Origin of the sequence: Geobacillus thermopakistaniensis, assembly GCF_000498995.1 — a bacterium.
Taxonomy (GTDB): domain Bacteria; phylum Bacillota; class Bacilli; order Bacillales; family Anoxybacillaceae; genus Geobacillus; species Geobacillus thermoleovorans.
The window spans coordinates 42238-66441 of record NZ_AYSF01000037.1 but is presented as its reverse complement, the minus strand read 5'-3'; the positions used below and the strand labels follow the sequence as shown (position 1 = coordinate 66441).

Annotated in this window: 21 protein-coding genes and 2 pseudogenes; 16 read left to right on the top strand and 7 right to left on the bottom strand. The window is 45.9% G+C overall.

Annotated features, from left to right (window positions below; all coding sequences use genetic code 11):
* The 15 genes and pseudogenes from T260_RS1000000138685 to phaZ all read left to right on the top strand — a co-directional run.
* Positions 1–208 (top strand): annotated as a pseudogene (locus T260_RS1000000138685) (UPF0236 family protein); the annotation flags it as partial.
* A gap of 257 nt (positions 209–465) precedes the next feature.
* Positions 466–1839 (top strand): sigma-54 interaction domain-containing protein, encoded by a 1374-nt coding sequence (locus T260_RS131815; RefSeq protein ID WP_023633767.1) that lies wholly within the window; start codon positions 466–468, stop codon positions 1837–1839.
* A gap of 254 nt (positions 1840–2093) precedes the next feature.
* On the top strand, positions 2094–2780 hold the full coding sequence (locus tag T260_RS131820; RefSeq protein ID WP_023633766.1) for a CoA transferase subunit A: 687 nt from the start codon (positions 2094–2096) through the stop codon (positions 2778–2780).
* Between the two features lie 29 nt (positions 2781–2809).
* Entirely contained in the window at positions 2810–3469 is a 660-nt protein-coding gene (locus tag T260_RS131825) for a CoA transferase subunit B (RefSeq protein WP_023633765.1), read from the top strand.
* A 22-nt stretch (positions 3470–3491) separates the two neighbouring features.
* Positions 3492–4811, top strand: coding sequence for a GntP family permease (locus T260_RS131830; RefSeq protein WP_023633764.1), 1320 nt, complete (start codon positions 3492–3494; stop codon positions 4809–4811).
* Between the two features lie 88 nt (positions 4812–4899).
* Entirely contained in the window at positions 4900–5679 is a 780-nt protein-coding gene (locus T260_RS131835; RefSeq protein ID WP_023633763.1) for a 3-hydroxybutyrate dehydrogenase, read from the top strand.
* A 34-nt stretch (positions 5680–5713) separates the two neighbouring features.
* Positions 5714–6889 carry a thiolase family protein gene (locus tag T260_RS131840; protein WP_020279040.1) on the top strand — a complete coding sequence of 392 codons (1176 nt, stop codon included), beginning with the start codon at positions 5714–5716 and terminating at the stop codon, positions 6887–6889.
* A gap of 244 nt (positions 6890–7133) precedes the next feature.
* A complete protein-coding gene (locus T260_RS131845; protein WP_020279041.1) occupies positions 7134–10373 on the top strand; it encodes a BTAD domain-containing putative transcriptional regulator in 3240 nt (1079 codons plus the stop codon).
* 394 nt (positions 10374–10767) lie between these two features.
* Positions 10768–12012 (top strand): substrate-binding domain-containing protein, encoded by a 1245-nt coding sequence (locus T260_RS131850; protein WP_023633762.1) that lies wholly within the window; start codon positions 10768–10770, stop codon positions 12010–12012.
* An 88-nt stretch (positions 12013–12100) separates the two neighbouring features.
* Positions 12101–12850, top strand: coding sequence for an ABC transporter ATP-binding protein (locus tag T260_RS131855; protein ID WP_015375061.1), 750 nt, complete (start codon positions 12101–12103; stop codon positions 12848–12850).
* Positions 12851–13555, top strand: coding sequence for an ABC transporter ATP-binding protein (locus T260_RS131860; protein WP_015375060.1), 705 nt, complete (start codon positions 12851–12853; stop codon positions 13553–13555).
* A gap of 18 nt (positions 13556–13573) precedes the next feature.
* Positions 13574–14440, top strand: coding sequence for a branched-chain amino acid ABC transporter permease (locus tag T260_RS131865; RefSeq protein WP_015375059.1), 867 nt, complete (start codon positions 13574–13576; stop codon positions 14438–14440).
* Between the two features lie 32 nt (positions 14441–14472).
* Positions 14473–15450, top strand: a complete 978-nt coding sequence (locus T260_RS131870; RefSeq protein ID WP_050582821.1) for a branched-chain amino acid ABC transporter permease — start codon at positions 14473–14475, stop codon at positions 15448–15450.
* Between the two features lie 35 nt (positions 15451–15485).
* Positions 15486–16352, top strand: coding sequence for an alpha/beta fold hydrolase (locus T260_RS131875; RefSeq protein ID WP_020279045.1), 867 nt, complete (start codon positions 15486–15488; stop codon positions 16350–16352).
* A 14-nt stretch (positions 16353–16366) separates the two neighbouring features.
* Positions 16367–17260 carry an intracellular short-chain-length polyhydroxyalkanoate depolymerase gene (gene phaZ, locus T260_RS131880; protein ID WP_023633761.1) on the top strand — a complete coding sequence of 298 codons (894 nt, stop codon included), beginning with the start codon at positions 16367–16369 and terminating at the stop codon, positions 17258–17260.
* 149 nt (positions 17261–17409) lie between these two features.
* Here the strand turns inward: phaZ and T260_RS131885 are convergent, their stop codons facing one another.
* The gene (locus T260_RS131885) at positions 17410–17937 is read right to left on the bottom strand and encodes a YceI family protein (protein ID WP_014196045.1); all 528 of its coding nucleotides are present in this window, start codon (positions 17935–17937) and stop codon (positions 17410–17412) included.
* 164 nt (positions 17938–18101) lie between these two features.
* Between T260_RS131885 and T260_RS131890 the strand changes: the two are divergent.
* Positions 18102–18272, top strand: a pseudogene (locus T260_RS131890) (MurR/RpiR family transcriptional regulator); the annotation flags it as partial.
* Positions 18273–18587: 315 nt separating this feature from the next.
* Here the strand turns inward: T260_RS131890 and T260_RS131895 are convergent.
* The 6 genes from T260_RS131895 to T260_RS131920 all read right to left on the bottom strand — a co-directional run bounded on the left by T260_RS131895 (position 18588) and on the right by T260_RS131920 (position 24025).
* Entirely contained in the window at positions 18588–19487 is a 900-nt protein-coding gene (locus T260_RS131895; RefSeq protein ID WP_023633760.1) for a response regulator, read from the bottom strand.
* Between the two features lie 49 nt (positions 19488–19536).
* Positions 19537–20790, bottom strand: a complete 1254-nt coding sequence (locus tag T260_RS131900; protein WP_236620422.1) for a sensor histidine kinase — start codon at positions 20788–20790, stop codon at positions 19537–19539.
* A gap of 223 nt (positions 20791–21013) precedes the next feature.
* Positions 21014–21664, bottom strand: coding sequence for an amino acid ABC transporter permease (locus tag T260_RS131905; protein ID WP_023633758.1), 651 nt, complete (start codon positions 21662–21664; stop codon positions 21014–21016).
* Between the two features lie 16 nt (positions 21665–21680).
* Positions 21681–22334 (bottom strand): amino acid ABC transporter permease, encoded by a 654-nt coding sequence (locus tag T260_RS131910; RefSeq protein WP_014196037.1) that lies wholly within the window; start codon positions 22332–22334, stop codon positions 21681–21683.
* 88 nt (positions 22335–22422) lie between these two features.
* Positions 22423–23268: a glutamate ABC transporter substrate-binding protein gene (locus T260_RS131915; RefSeq protein ID WP_011231463.1), complete on the bottom strand. Its 846-nt coding sequence runs from the start codon at positions 23266–23268 to the stop codon at positions 22423–22425.
* A gap of 28 nt (positions 23269–23296) precedes the next feature.
* Positions 23297–24025 carry an amino acid ABC transporter ATP-binding protein gene (locus T260_RS131920; RefSeq protein WP_013145090.1) on the bottom strand — a complete coding sequence of 243 codons (729 nt, stop codon included), beginning with the start codon at positions 24023–24025 and terminating at the stop codon, positions 23297–23299.
* Positions 24026–24204: the final 179 nt, after the last annotated feature.

Below are 24204 nucleotides of genomic sequence, written 5' to 3'. Positions count from 1 at the left end.
GCGGAGAAATGGGCAGTTGGTGGAGGAAGAAGAGACCCGAACGGCAGCCTCGGCCTCGACGAAGTCCAAGCGGGTTGAACAGGCCAAACGGAAGGCAGGACGGTTGTGGGCAGATGTGGTGCGTCAGAATCTACCGTGTCTGCAGCGGTCATCCGGGACGCCGATCCATCAAGCGTTGTCGGCGCTTCGGGATTTTGGTTGGGTGTAAAAAAATGGAACACAATATCATCACCTCAAGATGAGGGATGAGAGTCCGAAAGCGCTTACGATATCAATTCCTGAAAATGGTTCGCTAACTAGTGATTGACAACACCCGTAGTGAACCGAAAAAATGTTCTCCACAAAGTCTTGACTGACTCGAATTTATGTCACCCTAATTCCAGGAGAATCTGTGCAAACAGTAGAGGGAACTGTTGGAAGTTAAAAAATGGATGGGCAAACAAAGGGGCAAAAGTGGGGAGGAAAATGATGGAGAACAAATCTATAGCCTTTCAGAACGAAATGCTGAAAACCATTATTGACAGTGTCCATGAGGGAATTGTCATTGTGGATGAAAAAGCAAAAATCATTTATATGAATAAAAGTTATTGCGAGTTTTTGGAAAAAGAGCAGGAAGAGGTCATTGGCAAGCACGTAACAGAGGTGATTGAAAATACAAGAATGCATATTGTTGTCCAAACAGGAAAAGAAGAGAGGGCTGATTTGCAATATATAAAAGGAAACTATATGATTGCCAACCGTATTCCCATTGTGATCAATGGGAAAATCATCGGGGCGGTCGGAACGGTTATTTTTCGCGATATTCATGAATGGAAACGGATGAATAGCCATATTAAAAGTTTGTTGCTGCAATTACAAACGTATTTAGAGGAATGGAAGGAAGACAATGGAGCGAAATATACATTAAGTGATATTGTTTCCCAATCAAAACAAATGGAAATGTTAAAGGAGCGAGTAAAGCGTATTGCTGATAGTGACGTTTCGGTGTTGATTCGCGGGGAAAGTGGCACGGGTAAAGAGTTGTTCGCCCATAGCATTCATCAGTTAAGCAGCCGAAGCCATAAGCCGTTTATCAAGGTCAATTGCGGTGCTATTCCCGATCACCTATTGGAATCAGAGCTGTTTGGCTACGAAGAAGGAGCTTTTACTGGAGCGAGAAAAGGTGGAAAAAAAGGAAAGTTTCAGTTAGCTGATGGTGGGACGGTTTTTCTTGATGAAATTGGAGATATGCCATTGCATATGCAAGTGAAATTGTTGCGCGTTTTGCAGGAGAAGGAGATTGAACCGGTGGGGTCAACGAAAACAGTTCCAGTCGATGTACGGATTATCGCTGCTACCAACCGGCCATTAGAAAAATTGATCGAAGAAAAGCGGTTCCGTGAAGATTTATACTACCGTATTAATGTTGTGTCGATTTTCATTCCCCCTTTGCGTGAGAGGCCAGAGGATATCAGCGCATTGGTGCATCATTTCGTGAATAAGATCAGCAAACGCGCAGGAAAACGAATCACAGCCATTGATGAGAACGTGTGGCATATTTTTTCTCAACATTCATGGCCGGGGAACATCCGTGAACTTGAAAATGTCGTGGAAGTGGCTGTTCACTTTGCTGAAGGAGAAACAATTACAGTTGAAGCATTACCGGAGTATTTAAGAGCCAATTCCGTATATCAATTGCAAGGAAAAACACTAAAGCAGCTGCTTGAGGAAACGGAGAAGGCAATTATCAAAAAAAGTTTGTCGCTTCATCAAAACGATAAAGTAAAGGCAGCTGAGGCTCTAGGGATTAGCAAGTCAACGATGTATGAGAAGTTAAAAAAATATGGTCTGGATGGTTAGTTTTCCGGAATCTTGGAATGTGTTCCGAGATTCCGGATTTTTTGTGAAAACAATACACAGGTGAAGTGGTGTTTGTGGTTGAGTAAGGAGTAAAGTTTTTGTATTTTTATTGAACGAATGTCCGAGTTTTCGGAATAAGGAAAGGGATGTTTAACTCGTTATTCTGTCTTCTCTTATATATTTTGTTGGCATCATTCTTGCTTATCATAGATGAATGAAGGAAGCAATAACATAGATGGGGAGGTAAAACGTCCATGAAGCCGATACATTCTTCTTTTATTGAGGCGGTGAAAGACATTCCGGACGGGGCAACGATTATGGTTGGGGGCTTCGGGCTTGTCGGCATTCCAGAAAACTTAATTCTCGCGTTAGCGGAAACGGGTGTCAAGGATTTAACGGTTATTTCCAATAATTGCGGTGTGGATGACTGGGGACTTGGATTGCTCCTGAAAAATAAACAAATTAAGAAAATGATCGCTTCCTATGTTGGAGAAAATAAGGAGTTTGAACGCCAAGTTCTCAATCAGGAAATAGAAGTTGAATTAATTCCCCAAGGAACGTTGGCAGAACGCATTCGCGCCGGCGGGGCCGGAATACCGGCATTTTATACTCCTGCTGGAGTTGGCACCCCGATTGCGGAAGGGAAAGAAGTACGAGTATTTAACGGCAAAGAGTATATTCTTGAAACGGCGTTAGTTGCTGACTTTAGTTTAGTGCGCGCGTGGAAAGGAGATAAAATGGGGAATTTGATTTACAACAAAACAGCGCGTAACTTTAACCCGATGATGGCGGCAGCAGGGAAAGTTACGATTGCAGAAGTGGAGGAACTTGTGGAAATTGGAGAATTGGATCCGGATCACATTCATACGCCGAGCATTTATGTACAACGATTAGTAGTTGGAAAACAAGAAAAACGGATTGAACGTCTAGTTGTTCGCTAGTATGTCAAAGAAGGGAGCAAGTGAAAACAATGAATAAACAATCCATTCGTGAAAGAATTGCCAAGCGTGCTGAACAGGAGATTGAAAACGGTTTCTACGTCAATTTAGGGATTGGAATACCAACTCTTGTCGCCAATTTTATTCAATCGCATAAAAAGGTGGTGCTGCAATCTGAAAACGGATTGTTAGGGATTGGACCTTACCCTCTCAAGGATGAGGTAGACCCCGATTTAATCAATGCCGGGAAAGAAACGATAACGGCTATTCCCGGAGCTTGCTATTTTAGCAGTGCCGAATCATTTGCCATGATCCGTGGCGGTCATATCGATGTAGCTATTTTAGGAGGAATGGAAGTTTCGGAAGAGGGTGATCTTGCTAATTGGATGATCCCTGGAAAAATGATTAAAGGCATGGGAGGAGCGATGGATCTAGTGCATGGAGCGAAAAAGATTATTGTTGTTATGGAGCATGTTAGCAAGGATGGAAAACCGAAGATTGTGAAAAAGTGTAGTCTTCCGTTGACAGGAAGGAAAGTGGTCAACCGCATTATTACCGAAAAAGCGGTTATAGACGTGACCGAGAATGGCTTGAAGTTAGTAGAAATTTTGGATGGAAGTAGCGTCGAAGAGATTCAATCTCTGACAGAACCAACATTGATTATCGATGAAACGCTTTTTATTCAGGCATAATTTTGTCTAGGGGTGATCGGGGATGTGGAGCATGATCGGTCTAATTGGGGGATTGGCATTACTCATTTATTTAACCATGAGAGGAATGAATTTATTTATTGCTGCGCCACTATGCGCATTCGTAGTGGCTGTTTTCAGCGGATTGCCGCTATTTCCGCAGTTGGTTGGCGAAGGAGAAGCAAATTTAGTCGGAAATTATATGACGGGATTCTCAAGCTTTATTCAATCTTGGTATCTAATGTTTTTATTAGGCGCCATTTTTGGGAAGTTAATGGAAGACAGTGGGGCCGCTCATAGTGTTTCCAAGTGGATTGTGAATAAGTTGGGAATGAAGCATGCAGCATTAGCCATTGTGATTGCTTGTGCCGTTTTAACATATGGAGGAGTCAGCTTATTCGTCGTGGCATTTTCTGTTTATCCGATGGCTGTGAGCTTGTTTAAGCAAGCCAATTTGCCGCGCCGCTTTATTCCGGCAGCCCTTGCGTTTGGCTCTGTAACATTTACAATGACGTCAGCAGGATCTCCGGAAATTCAAAACTGGATTCCGATTGAATATTTAAAGACATCTCCATACGCTGGCTGGGAAGTTAGTCTTATTGTTGCCATTTTTATGGCCTTGTTCGGTTACTGGTGGTTAAAGAAAATGATCGATAAAGCAGTGGCAAGAGGGGAGAGATTTGTTTCTAGACCAGGTGATCCGGTTGAAGAAGGCCAAGAACTGCCTCACCCCGTTCTCGGTCTCATCCCGCTTTTGGTTGTATTAGTGATTTCGTTTGTATTTCATGATTCCTTAAAACAGTCGGCGCTCATTGTGGCTTTACTTGGCGGTGTCATCGCCACGTACGTATGCAATTATAAGTATTTCAAAAATTTCGGGAATGCTGTCTCCGAAGGAACGATCGGAGCATTAATCGCTTTAGGGAATACAGCAGCGGTGGTCGGTTTTGGCGGTGTTACTAAAGCGGTTCCTGCCTTTCAGACAGCGGTGGAAACAATTACGAGCATTCCGGGTAACCCTTTAATTGGAGGAGCTATTGCGGTTAGTGTTATTGCAGGAATGACGGGGTCGGCTTCTGGGGGGCAGGCCATTGCGTTGCCGCTCATCGCGCCGCACTATTTGGATATGGGAGTCAATCCGGAAGCATTGCATCGTGTGGTTGCCATTTCTTCTGGAGCGCTTGATTCGTTGCCGCATAACGGATATGTAGTTACAACGATTCGAGCGATTTGTGGGGAAACCCATCAGGATGCCTATAATGCGGTAGGGGCTTTAACCGTGATTGTTCCTGCGCTAGGGACGGTGTTGGCAATCATTTTATTTTCGCTTGGTTTAGGAATCTGAAGAAGTATGCAAAAAGGGAAATTTCGTTTTATTGAGGCATTGAGGGCATCACGTTTTGATGAAACATCGGTGGGAATAGGGGGATCAGATGGTGGTAAAAGGCAAAGTAATGTTGATTACCGGAGCAGCGAGCGGAATTGGGTATGAAATGGCGAAAACCTTTGCTGAAAACGGCAGTAAAGTCGTGCTGACAGACATCAATAAAACAGCCGTGGAGAAAGCGGCTGAATCGCTGCAAAATAGTGGGTATGAGGCGATTGGCTTAAAGTGCGATGTCACATCTGAAGAAGAGGTTAAAATGGCCTTGGATGAAACGTTGAATCGATTCGGGCGGATTGACATTCTGATTAACAATGCGGGATTGCAGTATGTAGCCAATATTGAAGATTTTCCGACGCAGAAATTTAAACAGCTTATTGATGTTATGCTCGTAGCCCCATTCATTGCTATTAAACATGTTTTTCCGACGATGAAGCAACAAAACTATGGCCGTATTATTAACATCGCATCCATTAACGGCTTGGTTGGGTTTGCCGGGAAAGCGGCGTACAATAGCGCGAAGCATGGGGTCATTGGTTTAACAAAGGTGGCGGCCCTTGAAGGAGCACCGTATGGAATTACTGTCAATGCCCTATGCCCAGGATACGTTGATACACCGCTTGTCCGCAACCAATTGAGTGATTTAGCTGCTACAAGAAATGTTCCGTTAGAAAAAGTATTGGAGGAGGTCATTTATCCGCTTGTGCCGCAGCGGCGTCTGTTGTCGGTTGAGGAAATTGCAAACTATGCGATGTTTTTAGCGAGCGAACAAGCAAGAGGTGTCACCGGGCAGGCGGTCGTAATCGATGGAGGATATACGGCGCAGTGAAGATTGTATGTGATGAAGAAGGGAGCGACAGAGAATGAGAGAAGTGGTCATTACAGCGGCCGTGCGTACGCCGATTGGAACATTTGGCGGCGTCTTTAAAGACCTGTTGCCGACGGATTTAATTGTTCCTGTTTTAGAGGAAGCAGTAAAACGCAGCCAAATTGAGAAAGACGAAGTAAACGAAGTGATTTTAGGTCATTGCATTCAGAGAACGGATATACCCAATACAGCAAGAACGGCTGCCTTGCTAGCAGGATTCCCTCATACAACAACCGGTTTTACGATTCAGCGCCAGTGCGCTTCTGGAATGCAAGCAGTTATTTCGGCGGCTATGCAAATTCAAGTCGGGCTGAGCGATGTGGTCATTGCCGGCGGTGTTGAATCCATGAGTTCTAGTCCGTATATATTAAAGCAGTATCGTTGGGGAGCGCGTTTACAGCACCAGCAAGTCCGTGATAGCGTTTGGGAAGTTCTTGAGGATCCGATTCACCATGTGATGATGGGAGAAACAGCCGAGAATCTTGCCGAACGGTATGGGATCACAAGGGAGGAGCAGGATGAACTGGCGTTGTTAAGCCATCGGCGAGCTATTTTGGCGATGGAATCGGGATACTTTGATTCTCAAATTGTTCCGATCACGGTAAAAACACGAAAGGAGGAGATAGTCGTAACAAAAGATGAGCATCCACGAGCCGATGTGACGAAAGAAAAATTGGCTTCCTTAAGACCTGTATTCCGAAAAAATGGGACGGTAACAGCAGGGAATGCATCGGGAATTAATGACGGTGCTGCTGCGCTTGTGCTCATGTCTGCCGAGTATGCACAGCAACGAGGGATCCAGCCGCTTGCAAAAGTAGTTGGTTATTCTGTTGCCGGAGTGGATCCTCTAGTGATGGGACGCGGCCCGGTTCCAGCGGTACAAAAAGGATTAGAAAGGGTAAATTGGACGTTAGCGGAAGCCGATTTAATTGAAATCAATGAAGCATTTGCTGCTCAGTATTTAGCTGTAGAAAGGGAACTGCGTTTAGATAGAGATAAAGTGAACGTAAACGGAAGCGGCATCAGCTTGGGACATCCGATTGGATGCACAGGAGCGCGTATTGTCGTCAGTCTTATTCATGAGTTGCAGCGCCGTCAGCTTGAAAAAGGAATTGCCTCTTTATGCGTGGGCGGTGGAATGGGAACGGCGGTGTTTATTGAGGCTTTGTAAAGACTGGGCATAATATTTGTAAGGTGTTCCTAGAGTCAAAAATCGAACAACGAAGGGAGTCCAAAAGCGTCTGCTTTTAGGCTCCCTTGATCTATTTTTTGTTTCTTTCTCCTTTGTGGAGCAATTCACAACAATGGCATGAAAATCGAGTAGGATTTTTTCGGGCAACTGTCGAATAATCCACTATTGAGAATCTAGAGATGTGCTCAGTTCAACAGGAATTGTTCATCAGAGGGGGGATTGAATGAACTATCTATCTTCAGTTATAGAGACAAAGTTTATTCCGCCTTATCTCAAGGAAACGGTGATTGTACGCCCATCCTTGATGAAAAAATTAATTCGTATGAAAAACTATCCCCTCACCATTATTCACTCGGGACCGGGTTATGGCAAAAGTACATCGTTGGCTTTGTTGCTTAGCAATTCATATACACCGTTTTGCTGGTATACGGTTTCAGAACAGGACGATAACTTTTTTCCTTTTCTTATCCATATGGTCTATTGTGTTCGTACGCTATTTCCTGATTTTGGGATGGAACTGCTGACGGTCCTTGAACAAGAGGCTTCTTCTAACTATGATCAAGAAAAAGTTGAATTTATTTGTTCAAAGTTTATTAATGAGATGAAAGCCCTTCGCGAGGAATTTATCCTTGTACTCGATGATTTTCACTTGCTTGACCGTTCGGAATGGATCAGTCGATGGATGAAACTGTTTATCGTGCACAAGCCAGCGAATGTTCATCTTGTGATCTCAAGCAGAGGCCGCCCTCCTTGGGATATTTTAGAGACGATGAAAGTCAAAGGGGAAATGTTAGAGATCACGGAGAAGGACTTAGTATTTTCGAGAGAGGAAATAGATGTCTTGTTTTCTGATTCCTACGGAATTCCTTTGGACTGGGAGACTGTCGAACAAATCTATACTATGACAGAGGGATGGATCATCGCTATCCAGATGATTTGGCACCAAATGAAAATGAAGCCGGATTATTCATTTTCTAACACTCAATCGGCCTCTATGGATGATTTATTTCGTTTTCTGGCTTTAGAAGTGTTTTTTAAGCAGCCAGACGTGGTGCGTGATTTTTTAGAGCGGACCAGTGTGTTTGAAGAATTCTCGGAATCGGTTTGTCATCTATGGTTTTCAGAGGAAGATACACGTTATATTTTAGACTACTTAATGAGGCAAAATTTATTTATCAATCCGATTAGTGAGGGACGATACCGTTATCACGCATTGTTCCGGGAATTTCTGCAATCACAAATCAGTAAAAAGGCAGACGTTTTTTATCATACTCATCAACAAGCTGCTGATTATTATATTCGTTCGCAAAACTACGAAAAAGCGATCCTTCATTTGTTAGAGATCAAGGAGTACGAGCGGATAGCTGTCATCCTTCAGCCCAACGGCAGATCGATGTTGGAAGAAGGGAAAATCGAGACACTTCTCAAAGTTCTTCTTCAAATTCCCGAACATGTAAAAAATCAGTACTATATGCTTTGGTTTTATCAAGGGGAAATTTATCGATATCGATCACAATACGAAGAGGCCCTCGATTGCTATCGACGGATGGAAAGCCATGCGGAGACAGCAAATGATGAAATAGGTATGGGTTTAGGGGTCGAAGGACAGGCACGGGTATATCTTGATACGGTGCAACCGAGCAAAGCAGATCCATTGTTAAGAAAAGCGGTTTTATTACTAGATCATCCACCCTTGGATTGGCTTGACGGGAATGAGAGAAAACGATCGCTTTACGTTCTCATGGCCGAAAATTTGCTGAATATGGGGAATACTGCGGATGCGGAAAAGTGGTATTTACAAACCAAATCGTTTGAATATGGCACAAAACATCTAAAAATGATTGAATTAGAAGCGCGGCTCTATTTAAGAACAGGGCGGCTTAAACAAGCGAAAGAAATCTTGAAAAACTATAGGGAAAAACAAAACCAGCAGTTATATTTATCGAGAGCTCATCGGACCAGTGAAATTTTACTGGCGCTCATTTGTGTGTATATGGGAGAGATCAAAGAAGCCAAAAAACTAGCTGAGTCAGGAATCCTCCAAGGGATCAAATGGAAAGCTCCTTTTGTTGAAGCTTGCGGATGGATGAGAAAAGGACACGCTCTGCAGTTGAATGATGTATATGAACAAAAAATGGCTATTCAGTGTTATGAAACAGCGATCTGTATGATGGATGACATGAACATTTCACGCGGAAAAGCAGAGCCTTGGATGGGATTATGTTTGCTGTATGGAAGAAGCGGATGCTATGATCTAGCGTTGGAATGTGGGATGAGAGCGCTTTCGGAAACGGAAAAGGTCAAGGATATTTGGCTGTCATCATTTATTCTCCTTGCCCTAGGAATCGCATCATATTATGGCGGTGATATTCAAAAAGCGCGACAAATGTTCCACCAGTGTTTATCGATGTTTCGTCAATGCGGTTGCCAATACGGTTTAATGGTTTCATATTTTTGGATCTCGTTGCTTGAATTTGAGCAAAAAAACGAACAGGCATTTCATGCATCCTTTGGACAATGTTTGCATCTTATCGATGAGCAGGACTATTCATTTTTTGTTGAGAAAAAAACATTGTTTGGTCCGAATGACTTGCAAAGCATCGTACCGGTGTTAATGAAAGCGAAAAAACAAGGAATTGAAACACACACCGCCAGTCGATTGCTTGAACGCATGGGGATGAAAGATGTTTCTTTTCATCCTGGCTACACCTTGAAAGTTCGCACTTTGGGAGAGTTTAAACTGTTTTTGGGACAGAAAGAAGTGAGTGAACGGGAATGGAAGCGGGAAAAGGCGAAAGAACTGTTTCAATTGTTCATTACCTGGCGTGGCCAGCTGTTGTCGCGAAGCAAAATATTATCTTTGCTTTGGAAGGATAGTCATGAAGCGGCAGCGGAACGGGATTTTAAAGTGGCATTAAATGCGCTAAACAAAGTCATCGAACCCCATCGTAAAGCGCGTTCGGAATCATTTTTTATCGAAAGACGGGGATTGTTATACGGATTAAACAGCAGGGCGGTCATTGAAATTGATGCTGTCCGGTTTCAAACGCTTATCGAAAAAGGTTTGGAAGAGAGGGATCGAGATGCGGCTGCCGAAATGTTAAAGCAAGGGCTCAGTCTATACCAAGGCGATTATTTACCAGACCGTCTTTATGCGGACTGGTGTGCCGAAGAGAGAGAAAGACTGCTCCTTTTATTTTTGAAGGGAGCAGAGCGGTTGGCGCAAATTAACGTATCCAAGGAGAATTTTGATGAAGCGATTTACTGGTGTAATCAAATACTCGCTAGAGATCGTTGTTGGGAAGAAGCCTATCGGCTGCTGATGTACTGCTATTATCGGAAAAACAACCGCGCTTATGCGGTCAAGCTATATAAAAAATGTTGCGAGCAATTGAAAAACGAGCTTGGCGTCGAACCGTTGGAAACGACAAAGCAAATGTTTGAAATGATTACAATGAATTGACGGCTCGCTTGTCTGCGATAATATCGATTTTCATGATCTCACGTTATGGTATATCTCCCCATCTAGTCCTATCTATCATTCATCAAGATCGCAAGCAACGTAACGCGAATTTTTGCTGTTGTAGGGGGAGTCTCCTTCAAGGGGCACAGAGTTGTTTTCCTTATCCATGTGGTTGACGTACGTTCAGTCGCTTCCTGGCTCTAAGTATATTAAGTGCTTAAGGGCTGGAAGCAATTTGTTTTGTTAGTAAGTGTCACACTCGTGAATCATATTTGCCCATGTGTTCCGCCGCTTAGCAGGCGGTTTTTTTATGCAGAGGAGCTTGTAACTGAATTGTAACTGTTTTATTCCATAATACATTCAAACGATGTTGAAACCAAAGGGGGAAGGCGAGTTGAAAAGAAAGAAAAAGTTGTTCAACTGGATGGGGTTGCTGGCTGTTGCTGCACTTCTGTTCGTATCGGCGTGCAGTGCCAGAACAACCGGAGGCGATCAGGACGATGGAGAAAAAGGAGGTTCTGTGGGCAAAGGAACGATCAAAATCGGTGTGCTTGCGTCCTTAACAGGCGCGTTGGAGGCGTATGGAAAGCAGACGGTTAACGGGTTCGAGCTGGGACTCGATTATGCGACAAATGGCACTCGGGAAGTGGCGGGTAAAAAAATCAAAGTCATTTACGAAGATACGGAAACGAAGCCGGATACGGCCGTACAAAAGGCGACGAAACTGCTCGAAGACGACGGCGTGGATATCCTTGTCGGTTCCAGCTCGTCAGGGGATACGCTCGCTGTTCTGCCGCTTGCTGAAGAGTACAAAAAGGTGATGATCGTTGAGCCAGCTGTAGCCGACAGCATTACCGGCGCAAACTGGAACAAGTATATTTTCCGCACCGCTAGAAATTCCTCGCAGGATGCGATTGCTGGAGCGCAGGCGATTGCCAAAGAAGGAGTCAAAATTGCTACACTTGCCCAGGATAGTGCGTTTGGACGCGATGGAGTCGCTGCATTTAAAAGAGCCGCTGAAAAATTAGGCGCTCATATTATCTTGGAGGAGTATGCCGATCCGCAAGGAGTGGACTTTACATCGAATATTCAGCGGATCATCGAAAAGAAACCGGATTATTTGTTTGTTATTTGGGCCGGCGCGAATTCTCCGTGGAAACAGCTGTCCGACATGAAGGTGCAAGAAAAAGGCATTAAAATTTCGACTGGCGCTCCGGATATTGCTGCGTTGAAGACGATGGACGGCATTGTTGGTATGGAAGGATTTACAGTGTACCATTACACTCTTCCGAAAAATAAAATTAATGATTGGCTTGTCGAAGAGCACAAAAAACGGTTTAATGGTCAAGTTCCGGATTTATTCACTCCGGGAGGAATGTCTGCGGCGATCGCGATTGTCGAAGCGCTGAAAAAAACAAATGGAGATGCCAGCGGGGATGCGCTCGTGAAGGTGATGGAAGGCATGTCGTTTGACACCCCGAAAGGCAAGATGACATTCCGAAAAGAAGACCATCAAGCGTTGCAGACGCTATATGCCGTTAAACTGGAACGAAGGGAAGGATTTGATTATCCGGTTCCTGTATTGATCAGAGAGCTGACTCCTGAAGAAACGGAGCCGCCGATCATGAATAACCGGTAGTCATCCAGGGGCGGAGAAGAGGTTGATTCACATGCATCGACTGATCAGCCAACCTCCGCCTCCCTGAAATGAGAGGGGAGCTGGGAAAGTGGGAACGATTTTGGAAACGAAACAATTGACGGTTTGTTTCGGAGATCATGTGGCTGTGGACGATGTTAGCATCCAAGTCGAACAGCACCAGTTAAAGTCGATTATCGGTCCGAACGGGGCGGGAAAAACAACGTTTTTTCATTTGTTAAGCGGACAGTTAAAACCAACATACGGACGTGTTTTCTTCAAAGGAGAAGATATCACGAACTTGTCTCCTGCATTAAGGACAAGAAAAGGCATTGGACGATCATTTCAAATTACAAACATTTTTCCCCATCTAACTTGTTTTGAAAATGTCCGCCTTGCTGTTCAATCGAAGGAGAAAGTTTATTTTAACTGGTTTTCGCATGTGAAGCGTTTCAAAGAAATAGAAAGAAAGACATATGAATGGCTGGAGCTCGTTCTTTTGAACCATAAAGCGGGTGAATTGGCCGCTCACCTTGCACATGGAGAAAAGCGGAAGCTAGAAATCGCCATGCTGCTTGCACTAGAGACAGAGCTGCTTCTTTTAGATGAGCCGACGGCGGGCATGTCTCTTGAGGAAGTTCCGAAAATTCTGGAGGTTATTAAAAGAATTAAAGAACAAGGAAATCGAACGGTTTTATTAATCGAACATAAAATCGACATGGTTCTCGATTTATCGGATACGATTATGGTGCTTTTTAACGGGCGGCTGCTTGCTGATGGAAAGCCTGAGGAAATTATCGAAAATGAGCAAGTTCAGTCCGCGTACTTAGGGGGAATGTAAATGGCGCTTCTGAAAGTGGAAGGCGTTCATACGTTTATTCAGCAATATCACATTTTGCAAGGTGTATCATTTGAAGCGCAAGAAGGAAGGGTAACGGTTCTGCTCGGGAGAAATGGGGCAGGCAAAACGACGACATTGCGTTCCATTATGGGATTCTATAAAATCAACCAAGGCACGATCTGTTTTGATGGTGAACCGATTCATACGCTGCCCACTCACGAAATCGCCCGTAGAGGAATTAGCTATGTTCCCGAGGATCAAGGAATTTTTAGCGGATTAACGGTAGGAGAAAACTTAAACATTGCCATGCGGAAAAATGATGAAAACGATATGGAAAGGCTCGATTATGTGTTGAAACTTTTCCCGGATTTAAAAACATTTTGGCATAAAAAAGGCGGCCATTTAAGTGGTGGACAAAAACAAATGCTTGCCTTAGCGAGGGCGTATATTCATGACAGTCGGTTAATGCTCATTGATGAACCAAGCAAAGGGCTTGCCCCGATCATGGTTGAGAAAGTCATGGAATCCATTATACAACTGAAAGAAAAAAGAACAATCGTTCTCGTCGAACAAAATTTTATGATGGCAAGCGCGATTGGCGATGACTTTTACATTATTGACAACGGACGGACGGTGCATAGCGGGCGGATGGAACAATTGAAAGAAGACAAAGAAATGCGCCAACAGTATTTAGGGATTACGTAACAAGGAGGGTGAGATCATATGGACATTATATTCAGTTTAATCATCAACGGCTTGGCGACAGGCATGTTGCTTTTCTTGCTTGCGGCCGGCCTCAGCCTTATTTTCGGCTTGATGGATGTACTAAACTTTGCTCATGGGGCGCTGTTTCTTTGGGGGGCTTACGCCGGGATTTGGATCTATACATTAACCGATAGCTTTTTGCTCGGGATGGTGGCTGCGGTCGCCGCAGGGATTGTTCTTGGATATTTGTTGGAACGGTTCATTATTCTCCCTGTTTATGGAAATCATATTCAACAAATTTTAATCACTTTAGGCGCTATGCTTGTGTTAAGTGAATTGGTGAAAGTATTTTGGGGGCCGAATCAAATCGTGGCACAGCCACCGGAATATTTAGCGGGGAGTTGGGGGATTGGCGATTTCGTATTGATTAAATACAGGCTGTTCGTTATTTTGGTCGGGTTCATCGTATGGATTGCCTTGTTGCTTCTCCTAAACAAAACTAAGATCGGTTTAATTGTCCGTGCTGGTGTGATGAATAAAGAGATGGTACAGGCGTTAGGAATCAATATTCGAAAAGTATTTTTGTTTGTGTTTATTCTCGGGGCATCGATGGCCGGGCTTTCCGGCATCCTCCTTGGGCCGTATTCGGGGGTCATTCATTCGGGGATTGGTTTGGAATACGGAATTTTGGCGTTCATTGTGGTCATCATCGGAGGAATGGGAAGTATGCTTGGTTCGGTATTGGCCTCGGTACTTGTTGGACTTGCCGGTTCATTTGCAGCTTATTATGTACCAGAGATTTCTGTCGGTGTCAATATGTTGATTATGCTGTTGATTTTGCTGTTTAAGCCGTCAGGATTAGCCGGGGATCAGGGGGCGGTGTAAGAGTGAGTCTGTCAAGGCGTTCTGTCTCGTTGATGTTCGTGTTGCTTGTTCTAATCGCGTTGCCTTTTCTTTATGATTCTCGAACATTGCTTATATTGTTTAGCCAAGTTTTTATCTTTGCCGTATTTGCGATGAGTTATGATTTGCTGCTCGGGTATACGGGAGTGGTGTCATTCGGTCATGCCATGTTTTTCGGGATTGGTGCATATACGTTAGCTATTTTCATGAGAAGAATGGACGAATCGACTATGGCTGGCGTGTTTTTGGCCGCTCTCGTGACGCTCATGCTGTCGATGATTCTCAGCTTTACTATTGGTATGCTGACATTAAGGTTAAAAAGCCATTACTTTGCAATGTTGACTTTGGCTGTCGCCGGCTTGCTGATGGTAGTAGCGGAAAAATGGCGGTCCTTGACGATGGGAAATGACGGATTCACTTTTATGGTGCCAGATCCGTTTCGTGATCGACTGTCCTTTTATTTCATTTCCCTCTTGTTTATGGTGATCACTTATTTCTGTTTACAACGGTTTACAGAATCGCCCCTTGGAAGAGTACTAGTGGCGATCCGGGAAAATGAGGCACGCGCGGAATCTCTCGGTTACCGTGTGCTCTATTATAAGGTGATTGTCAATGTGGTGGCCGGCATTTTTGCCGGATTCAGCGGCATTTTATATGCAGTGAGTTTGCGTTTTGTCAATACATCGGTTTTCTCGACTGAGATCACGCTCGATGCGCTGTTAATGACAATCATCGGCGGTGTTGGCACTTTAATCGGGGCCATCATCGGCTCAGGGCTCATCGAATTGGCGAAACATGGTTTGATGGGTCTAGCAAAGGTGCATTGGATTTTTGAACGATGGATGATCTTTTTTGGAATTGTGTATATTCTCGCTGTCATGTTTTTTCCAAAAGGCATTGTCGGGGCATTAGGACAATGGAGAGATCGAAGAAAAAGAAAACAAACGGTTGTACATTCGGTTGCAAAAACGCAGTATGAAAAAACATTTTAGTCCACGGATGGAAAAAGTGAAGGAGATGGAATCTAATGAAAGACAAAAAAATAAAAATCAACGGTATTGATCTTCACCTCGTTGATTTTGGCGGTACAGGCGAAACAATTATTTGTGTCCATGGGTTAACGGCCAACAGCCGTTATTGGGATTCAGTGGCGGAACGTCTGGTGGACAGTTATCGTGTATTAGCCATCGATTTGAGAGGGCGTGGCGACAGCGAGAAGCCGAAATCCGGCTATAATATCCGCCAGCATACTGAAGATATTTTACAAGTTGTTAACCACCTTGGATTAGAGAAAATCATTTATATGGGACATTCCCTTGGCGCATTAATTGGCGCCAGTTTTGCTGCCACCTATCCACAGCGTTTATCTCGCTTGATTCTTGTTGATGGTGGGGTAAATATTGATGAACGAGTATTCGTGAAAATTCGCCCAGCCATTGACCGACTGGATACGGTGTTCCCCGATTTTGACACATATTTGAACGAAATGAAGAAAAATCCTTTTTTTGATGAATGGAACGAATATGTGGAGCAATATTTTTATGCAGATGTCGAGCATCGGTTTGACGGTTCTGTCTGTTCAAAGGTATGTAAGCAAGCGATCATGGAGGAATTGAATATGTTGAAAGAGACATCCATTGATGGATTTTACCAGCACATCAATATTCCAACTCTATTGTTATGGGCTCCCGACTCTTTTAAAGATGGGGAGACGTTTATGGTGACGAAGGAAAAATGGGAACGATTAACATCCTCTTTGCCACATAGTTATTTTGTGGAAATTCACGACGCCAATCATTACTCGATCATTTTATCAAAATATGAGCAACTGGTGGATGAGGTCAAGAGATTTTTGCATGACACTGAAAAGATTTGTTTCCAAAATCAACTCTAAGGGAAGGAAGCAACATGAAACGGATAGAGCTAAAATCAGTTGTATTGCCCAATGGGGAAACGATCGGTTATCGTGAGAGGGAAGGCGGAGAAAAACACGTCCTCCTTGTTCACGGCAACATGGTCTCGTCCAAGCATTGGGATTTGATGTTTGAACAGATGGATGAAACGTATAAGCTGTACGCTATCGATTTGCGCGGCCAAGGAATTTCATCGTACACCCGTCCGATCCACTCACTAAAGGATTTCTCTGAAGACGTCAAGCAATTTGTCGATATGCTTGGCCTTAAAACGTTTTCCCTTGTCGGCTGGTCAATGGGCGGCGGTGTGTGCATGCAATTTGCTGCTGATTACCCGGATCAAGTAGAAAAACTGGTTTTATTGGCTTCCGTTTCTACAAGAGGATATCCATTTTACAAAGTGGATGAGCGCGGGCAACCGATTTTGACGGAACGCTTGAGAACAAAAGAAGAGATCGCCCGTGATCCTTTGCGCAGTGTTCCGATCACTGATGCATACCGAAGAAAGGATAAACATTTTTTAAGGCAATTGTTTAATGCAACGATGTATGTGCATAACCAGCCTTCGCCAGAGAGGTATGAGGTTTACTTAGACGAGGTGTTGATGCAAAGAAATTTGCTTGACGTATACCATGCACTGAATCATTTTAATATCAGTCATTTTGATAATGGCCTAACCAAGGGAACAGGTGAGGTGGATCGTATTGTGGCTCCCACGCTTGTTGTTTGGGGAGAGCATGATCAGGTCGTCACGAAGAGTATGCAGGAAGAGATTGTTCATGATTTTGGCGGGAGAGCCAAGTTTACCATATTATCTAATGCGGGCCACTCACCGTTTACTGATAATCTTGAAGAGTTGTTGCAAGAACTTCAAAGTTTTCTTAGTTAGCGGGATCTATATAGGGCAGAAAGGTGAAAGGGAGAACAAGCTAAAGGCGTCACCGGCCAGGCGGTCGTGATCGATGGCGGGTATACGGCGCAATGAAGCGCAATAAGCCCTTAGCCTCGCAAATGGCTAAGGGCTTGTTGCTTGGTCGTTCAGCTGAGAGCGAATTCAAAGCTCGCGAGGATTTTGACTTCTTTCCCGACGAGGAATCCGCCGGTTTCGAGCGCGACGTTCCATACCAACCCGTAGTCTTCGCGGTTGATCGTTCCTTCGACATCAAAACCGACCGAGATGCCGCCGGTGAGCGGGTTTTTCACTTGGCCGTTGTATTCGACTTTGAACGTTTCCGTTCTCGTCACGCCGCGGATCGTCAGCTTCCCGGTCACTTCATATTCCGTGTCGGAAAGCTTGCGCACGGATTCACTGACAAACGTAATGGTTGGATAGTTCTCGACATCGAAAAAGTCGGCCGAGCGGAGATGATTGTCGCGGTCGGCGTTTTTCGTATCGATCGAGGCGGCGTCGATCGTCGCTTTCACGTTCAGCGACTCGAGTTCGTTGATGTCGCCTTGCACCTCAACGTCAAAGTTGGTGAATTCCCCTTTCGCTTTGGAGATCATCATATGTCTCACTTGGAAGGCGACAGAGCTGTGCGCTTTGTCGAGTTGAAATGTTGTCATCGTTTTTCCTCCTCTTGTCATACGATTCATATTCACATCATTATCATAGCAAACATATATCTCGAATTCAAATATTTTTTATTAAAGTTTTTATTGGCGTGAAGAACAGACGCCCATCCATGATAAGATGAATATGAAACGGTGGACGGAAAGGGAGAAAAAAGATGAATGAACTTGGCATTTTAACGAAAATTGAACAGCAAATGGAACGGTTTTCACCGGCGGAAAAAAAGGTAGCCGCCTACATTCTCGATCATGCTGAGCTCGTGCCGAATATGACGACGAAAGAACTGGCTCAGGCGGCTGACACAAGCGAAGCGAGCGTCGTTCGTTTTGTCTCATTCGTTGCTAGCGAAGAGCGGCGCAGTTGGCATAAGGAATGAAAAAGGTTGACCTGTCCTAAAGGCAGCCCCATCATCATGTAGAAGACTGGCCATTTAACAGGAAACGCAACTTCATCATCCCGAGTTCCAAGTTTTTCGCATTTGCGGGTCGTGAAGTGAAGGGGATGGTGGATTCCCCACCCCTAGAAGCCTAGTGAAAAACGGGGCGTCGCGCGCAAATCAACGGCGTTGGATCAGAATCGCAAGTCCGTCCGTAATTGAAAAATAGGCGGGGCCATCAGCCTTCTTCACTAAATCACCAGCTTTCTAGACGCGCTTCAGCTCGAGAAAAAAAGCCGTTAAAAACTTCCGCACATTCATCCGGCATTCCGTCTCAGCTTGGCCGCGTTCGAGCTCTTTCATCCGTCGACGGATGTCACCGAAATCAAACAGCCTAGGTGCGAAATGCTCAAACGTCGGGTTCGTGTAGTCAGTCAGGCCGAGTGAAGCGAGATGGGTGAACGCCTGCAAGACGAGCCGACGGATGCGCTGTTCCATCGCCCGCGCTTCCTTGGCCGTTTCAGTCGGAGACAGGCCGTATTCCCGCTGGACGAGTCCTGCATACAGTTCTTTCAGCGGCGGCAGTTCGCGGACGGGAAGGCCTTTTGCTTCTTGCTCGGCCAACCAGCGCACCACGAGAAGCACATCCGCGCTGCCCGCCTCGCCGGCGACGCCAAGAAGAAGCAGAAGCTGTTGCGCCTGTTGCTCAATGGCGGACGGTTTGGAGACGGCGGCATCGGCCGTTTGCGTCTCAAACCCTTTGAGCACCTGGCGGATCGACTCGAGCGAGCGGACGGCGGACATGTGATCGGCGACGCGTTTCAGCACGGACAGCACTTCATAGCGGTTGATCGGTTTTTGAATGTACGTGTCAATGCCATGCAAATAGGCTTGGCCGATCATTTCTTTGTTTTCAACTTGAGAAATCATGATAAAGGTTCCGGCAAATCCTTCTTCCCGCAACGCCTTGATCGTCTGAATGCCATCACGCCCCGGCATTAACAAGTCAATGAGCACCACATCCACGTGAAGCAAGTCGGCCGCGCGAACGTGCAGTCCATCTTCGGCACAGCCGACCACCTCGCCAAGTTCGGATTCATCAATTAACTTTTCCAACATCTTCCTTACGACAGGATCGTCTTCGATGAGAAAAAAGCGAAGCCCCATGTCCTTTGTTCTCTCCTTTCTTTGGAAGTTCCAGAATGGGTGCCATTGCCTACATCACGGCATTTTCTTGCTGGTCAGCCTCGTGATCGGACATTTTGGCTGTGATCGACGTGCTTTGCAGGAGGTGGGCTGTCGGCACGGCAAGACGAAACACCGTCTGCCCCGGCTCGCTTTTGACGAGCTGTAGATGCCCCCCAAGTGTTTGGGCGATATCGCGTGCATGGGTAAGACCGATGCCTGTTGACGGATTGCCTTGGCGGTCGTATTTTGTTGTGAATCCGGGCTGAAAAATCCAAGTGATGTCATCAGCCGCAATGCCGGGGCCGGTATCCTCCACTTCGATGATTAACTCGTTTCCGCGAAGACGTGCATGCAAAGTGACGGCGCCCGTTTTCTCAATCGCCTCGACGGCATTCGATACCAAGTTGTTAAGCACGGAAAGAAGCGGATACAGTTGGTCGGTCATGAGATCGATATGGCCGTTGTACAAAAATGTGATCGTTTTTCCGGATAAGTTGGCGTATTTTTCATTGGCGCGAATGACCATGGCGCACAGTTCGGCAATCGAAATGCGCCCGCGCACCGATTGGCGGCCGATAAGCTTAGAAAGGCCGGCGAAAATGCGTTGCATATCTTTTTTCGTCTCGTGAATATGTTCGGCAAGCTCCAGGGCGACGCGCGGTTCAACGTGTTTTCTTTCGATCAGCCGCGAGTAAAGGTCATAGCTTTGGCGCGTCATGTCTTCCATGAGAGCCATTGATTTTTGCAAGTAAAACATTTCTTCGTATAATCCGCTGCTCACCATAATGAGACGCTCGAGTTCTTGCTTTCTCGCTTCAGCGAGCGAGCGGACATGCTTCGTCACCCACATATTGTAAACGCCAATCACGCAGAAACTGCGCAAAATGGCGAATAACCATAAGACGATGACTGTTTGGCCGCTGAAGGCAAACGGCTCCCCCATCCAATACCGGATCCCTAGTTCACAGGCGTTAGCAAAAAAGTCGAGCGCCGCTCCAACCACTCCAGCTCGAATCGGTGTGGCCATTCGATGGCGAAAACGAACGGCAGCTGCCATCGCTGAAAAGCTGATATAATACCCGGCTGCCGGAATGTGGGTCAGCACACTTTCTGAAGCGGACATTTCGCCCGTCAATGAGTCAAGAAAGACGCGAAACCCAACGACCACCGCTCCGGTGCTTGCGCCGATGACAAGCGGGGGCAGGGAAGTAAAAGCGACAAGCCCGAGAAAAAAGACGGCGCTGCCGAGTGAGACGCGAAACGGGCTGTCAAACGGATTCATTTTCATTTCGCCCAGAAACGCAGCAGCAGAAAGCAAAAGCAAAAGAAGCCAAAGCGGTTCTTTTTTCGTTTGGAACAGTGGACGTCACCGCCTTTGTGAAAGTCATGGCCTAATCTATAATTCTATTATATAACAGGGAAGCGAAAACAACGGATCTTTTTTAACGAAAAGAGATGGCAAGAAAAAACCGTATGCCCCGGCTGAAGAAGGGGATACGGTTCCATCACCGCTGACGGTATTCCAACCGGCGAGATAATAACGACAGCGAATAGTTGACGATAAAGTACATGAACGCCACAAGAATGAAGATCGGGATGACAAAATTGACGTTGCGGCCGTTAATGATTTGCGCATGGTTCATCAATTCCGGCAAGGAAATGACAATGGCCAGCGACGTATCTTTCAATAAGGAAATAAACTGGCTGACGATCGGCGGCACCATGCGCCGCAATGCTTGCGGCAAAATGATGTACCATAGCGTCTGCCCATACGTAAGCCCCGATGAGCGAGCCGCTTCGATTTGCCCTTTATCGATCGACTGCAGGCCGCTGCGGACGATTTCTGACAACATGGCCGATTCAAAAATGACCAAGGCCGAAATGGCGGCGTATAGTTTATCAAGCTTTAATCCGACTTCCGGAAGGGCGAAATACGTAAAGAAAATGATTAATAACAGCGGCAAATTCCGGATCGTTTCGACCAGCACGGCCAGCAATTGGGAAAGCACCGGGATTTTCGTATAGCGAATGACTCCGATGATAATGCCAAAGACAAAACTCAAGACAATCGAAATGAACGCCACTTCCAATGTGACGAGAAACCCTTGAAGCAAAAACTTCAAATGGGCGGGCGCGTAAGCACCGGCAAAATCCATCATTTGGCCTCCTTTCCTACCGCGCCTTGAGCAGCCGGCGCTCTAAGTAGCCGACGCCAAGGCTGAGCGGGATCGTTAAGACGAGGTAAAACAAGGCGACGAAAATATAAACGTCAAAGGTGACGAACGTTTTCGAGGAAATCAAGTCGCCGTAATACATTAAATCCAATCCGGCGATGACGCCAAGCACCGAAGAGTTTTTCACCAAGTTGATGAACTGGTTGCCAAGCGGCGGAATGACGATTTTCACCGCCTGCGGCAAGATGACGTAACGCATCGCCTGTAAGTAGGTCAACCCGGAGGAACGGGCCGCTTCCATTTGTCCTTTCGGAACGGCTTGAATGCCCGAGCGGATCGCTTCGGCGATAAAAGCAGCGGTATACACCATCAGTCCGAGCGTTCCGGCGGTAAACGAGTCAAACCGGATGCCGACGGCGGGCAAGCCCATAAAAAAAACAAAGACGATCAACACAAGCGGGATGTTGCGGATAAATTCCACGTACGCCGTTCCGATCCAATTGAGCGGGCGAATCGGCGCGATGCGGAAAATGGCGATGATAGTCCCCAGGGCCAAGCTGCCGATCAGCGCCAGCACGCTGGCCTTGATCGTATGGCCAAACCCTTGCATGTACAAATCCCAATGTTCAACTAAAATAGAATAGCGCAACAAGGCTAAACGCCTCCTTTCCTCGCTGACTCATGGCCTGTCCTTTGGGCAAACAGGTGGGCGGATATTGTTCCGCCCACCGTTTCGCCTGTTATTGTTGCGGCTTTTTGCCGATCCATTTTTCGTAGATCTTATCGTATTCGCCGTTTTCTTTAATTTCTTTCAAGTATTCGTTGATGACTTGCAGCAGTTCTTTGTCTCCTTTGCGGACGGCGATGCCGTACGGTTCTTCGGTGAACGTTTCATCAAGGACGCGATAGTTCGGATCTTGTTTGGCCATCCCCCAAAGCAGCGCGTTGTCGGTCGTAAGCGCATCGCCTTGGCCGGCTTTCAATGCGGTAAACGCTTCCGCGTAGTTTTCAAATTCAAGCACGTTGACTTGCGGCGCGACTTTGCGGATGTTTTCCGCCGATGTCGATCCTTTCGCTGTCAGAACGGTCATGCCTTTTTTCAAGTCTTTCACGCTGTTGATCGGGCTGTCTTTTTTGACGAGCAGCGATTGCCCGGCCATAAAGTACACATCCGAGAAATCCACTTCTTTTTTCCGTTCCTCGGTGATCGTCATGGTGGCGATAATGGCGTCAATTTCCCCGTTGTTCAGCATCGGGATGCGCGTTTTTGACGTCACTTCTTTCAATTCAATTTTGTTTTCATCGCCGAGAATTTTTTTCGCCAACCCTTTGGCAATATCAATGTCAAATCCTTCGACTTTTCCGGTTTCCGGGTTTTTCAACCCGAATAAGTTCAAATCATATTTGACGCCAACGATGAGTTTGCCGCGTTGTTTAATTTTTTCAAGCGTATTGGTCGCTTTGGCGGTTTCTGACGATGTTCCGCCTTCTCCTTTGTCCGTTGTGCTGCAGCCCGTTAAAGCAACAGCGCTCAATAAGGCCGTCAAGGCGACGGCGATCCACCATTTCCATGCTTTCTTTCTCATGAACAAACCCCCCTTTGATTGACCGGAATTAATGGTTTAAAATGCGGCTTAAAAAGACGCGCGCCCGTTCTTCTTTCGGGGCCGCGAAAAACTCCTCAGGCGGCGCTTCCTCTAAAATGCGCCCTTGATCCATAAAGACGATGCGATCGGCCACCTCGCGGGCAAACCCCATCTCGTGGGTGACGACAACCATCGTCATCCCTTCTTTCGCCAGCTGCTTCATGACATCGAGCACTTCGCCGATCGTTTCCGGGTCAAGTGCTGATGTCGGCTCGTCAAACAGCATGATTTTCGGTTTCATCGCCAATCCGCGGGCGATGGCGACGCGCTGCTGCTGGCCGCCGGACAGCGCGGACGGATAGGCGTTCGCTTTGTCCGGAATGCCGACTTTCTCCAAGTAATACATGGCGATCTCGTTCGCTTCTTTTTCAGACATGCCGAGCACTTTGCGCGGCGCCAACGTGATGTTTTGCAAGACGGTCATGTGCGGGTATAAGTTGAAATGTTGAAACACCATGCCGATATTGCGCCGCAGTTCGTTAATGTTGATGTGTTTGTCGTTCACTTTGATGCCGTCTACGATCAATTCGCCGCTTGAGATCGTCTCGAGCCGGTTGATGCAGCGCACGAGCGTGCTTTTGCCCGAACCGGATGGCCCGATAATGACGACGACTTCCCCTTGGTTGATCGTCAAGTTAATGTCTTTCAACACATGAAAATCGCCGTAGTATTTGTTGACTTGGTGGAAATAAATCAATAGCCCCCCTCCTTTGTGACAAATTTGTGAATGTTTTTCGAATTGATTGTAAATGCGCATCTACGAAAATCTACGGAAATCTACAAAAATTTTGTGAATCGATTGAAAAAGACGATGATGGACGCAAAGAAGGGGAAGTCATTTTTTGAATAGTAAGGCAAATCTCTTTGCAAATCAGC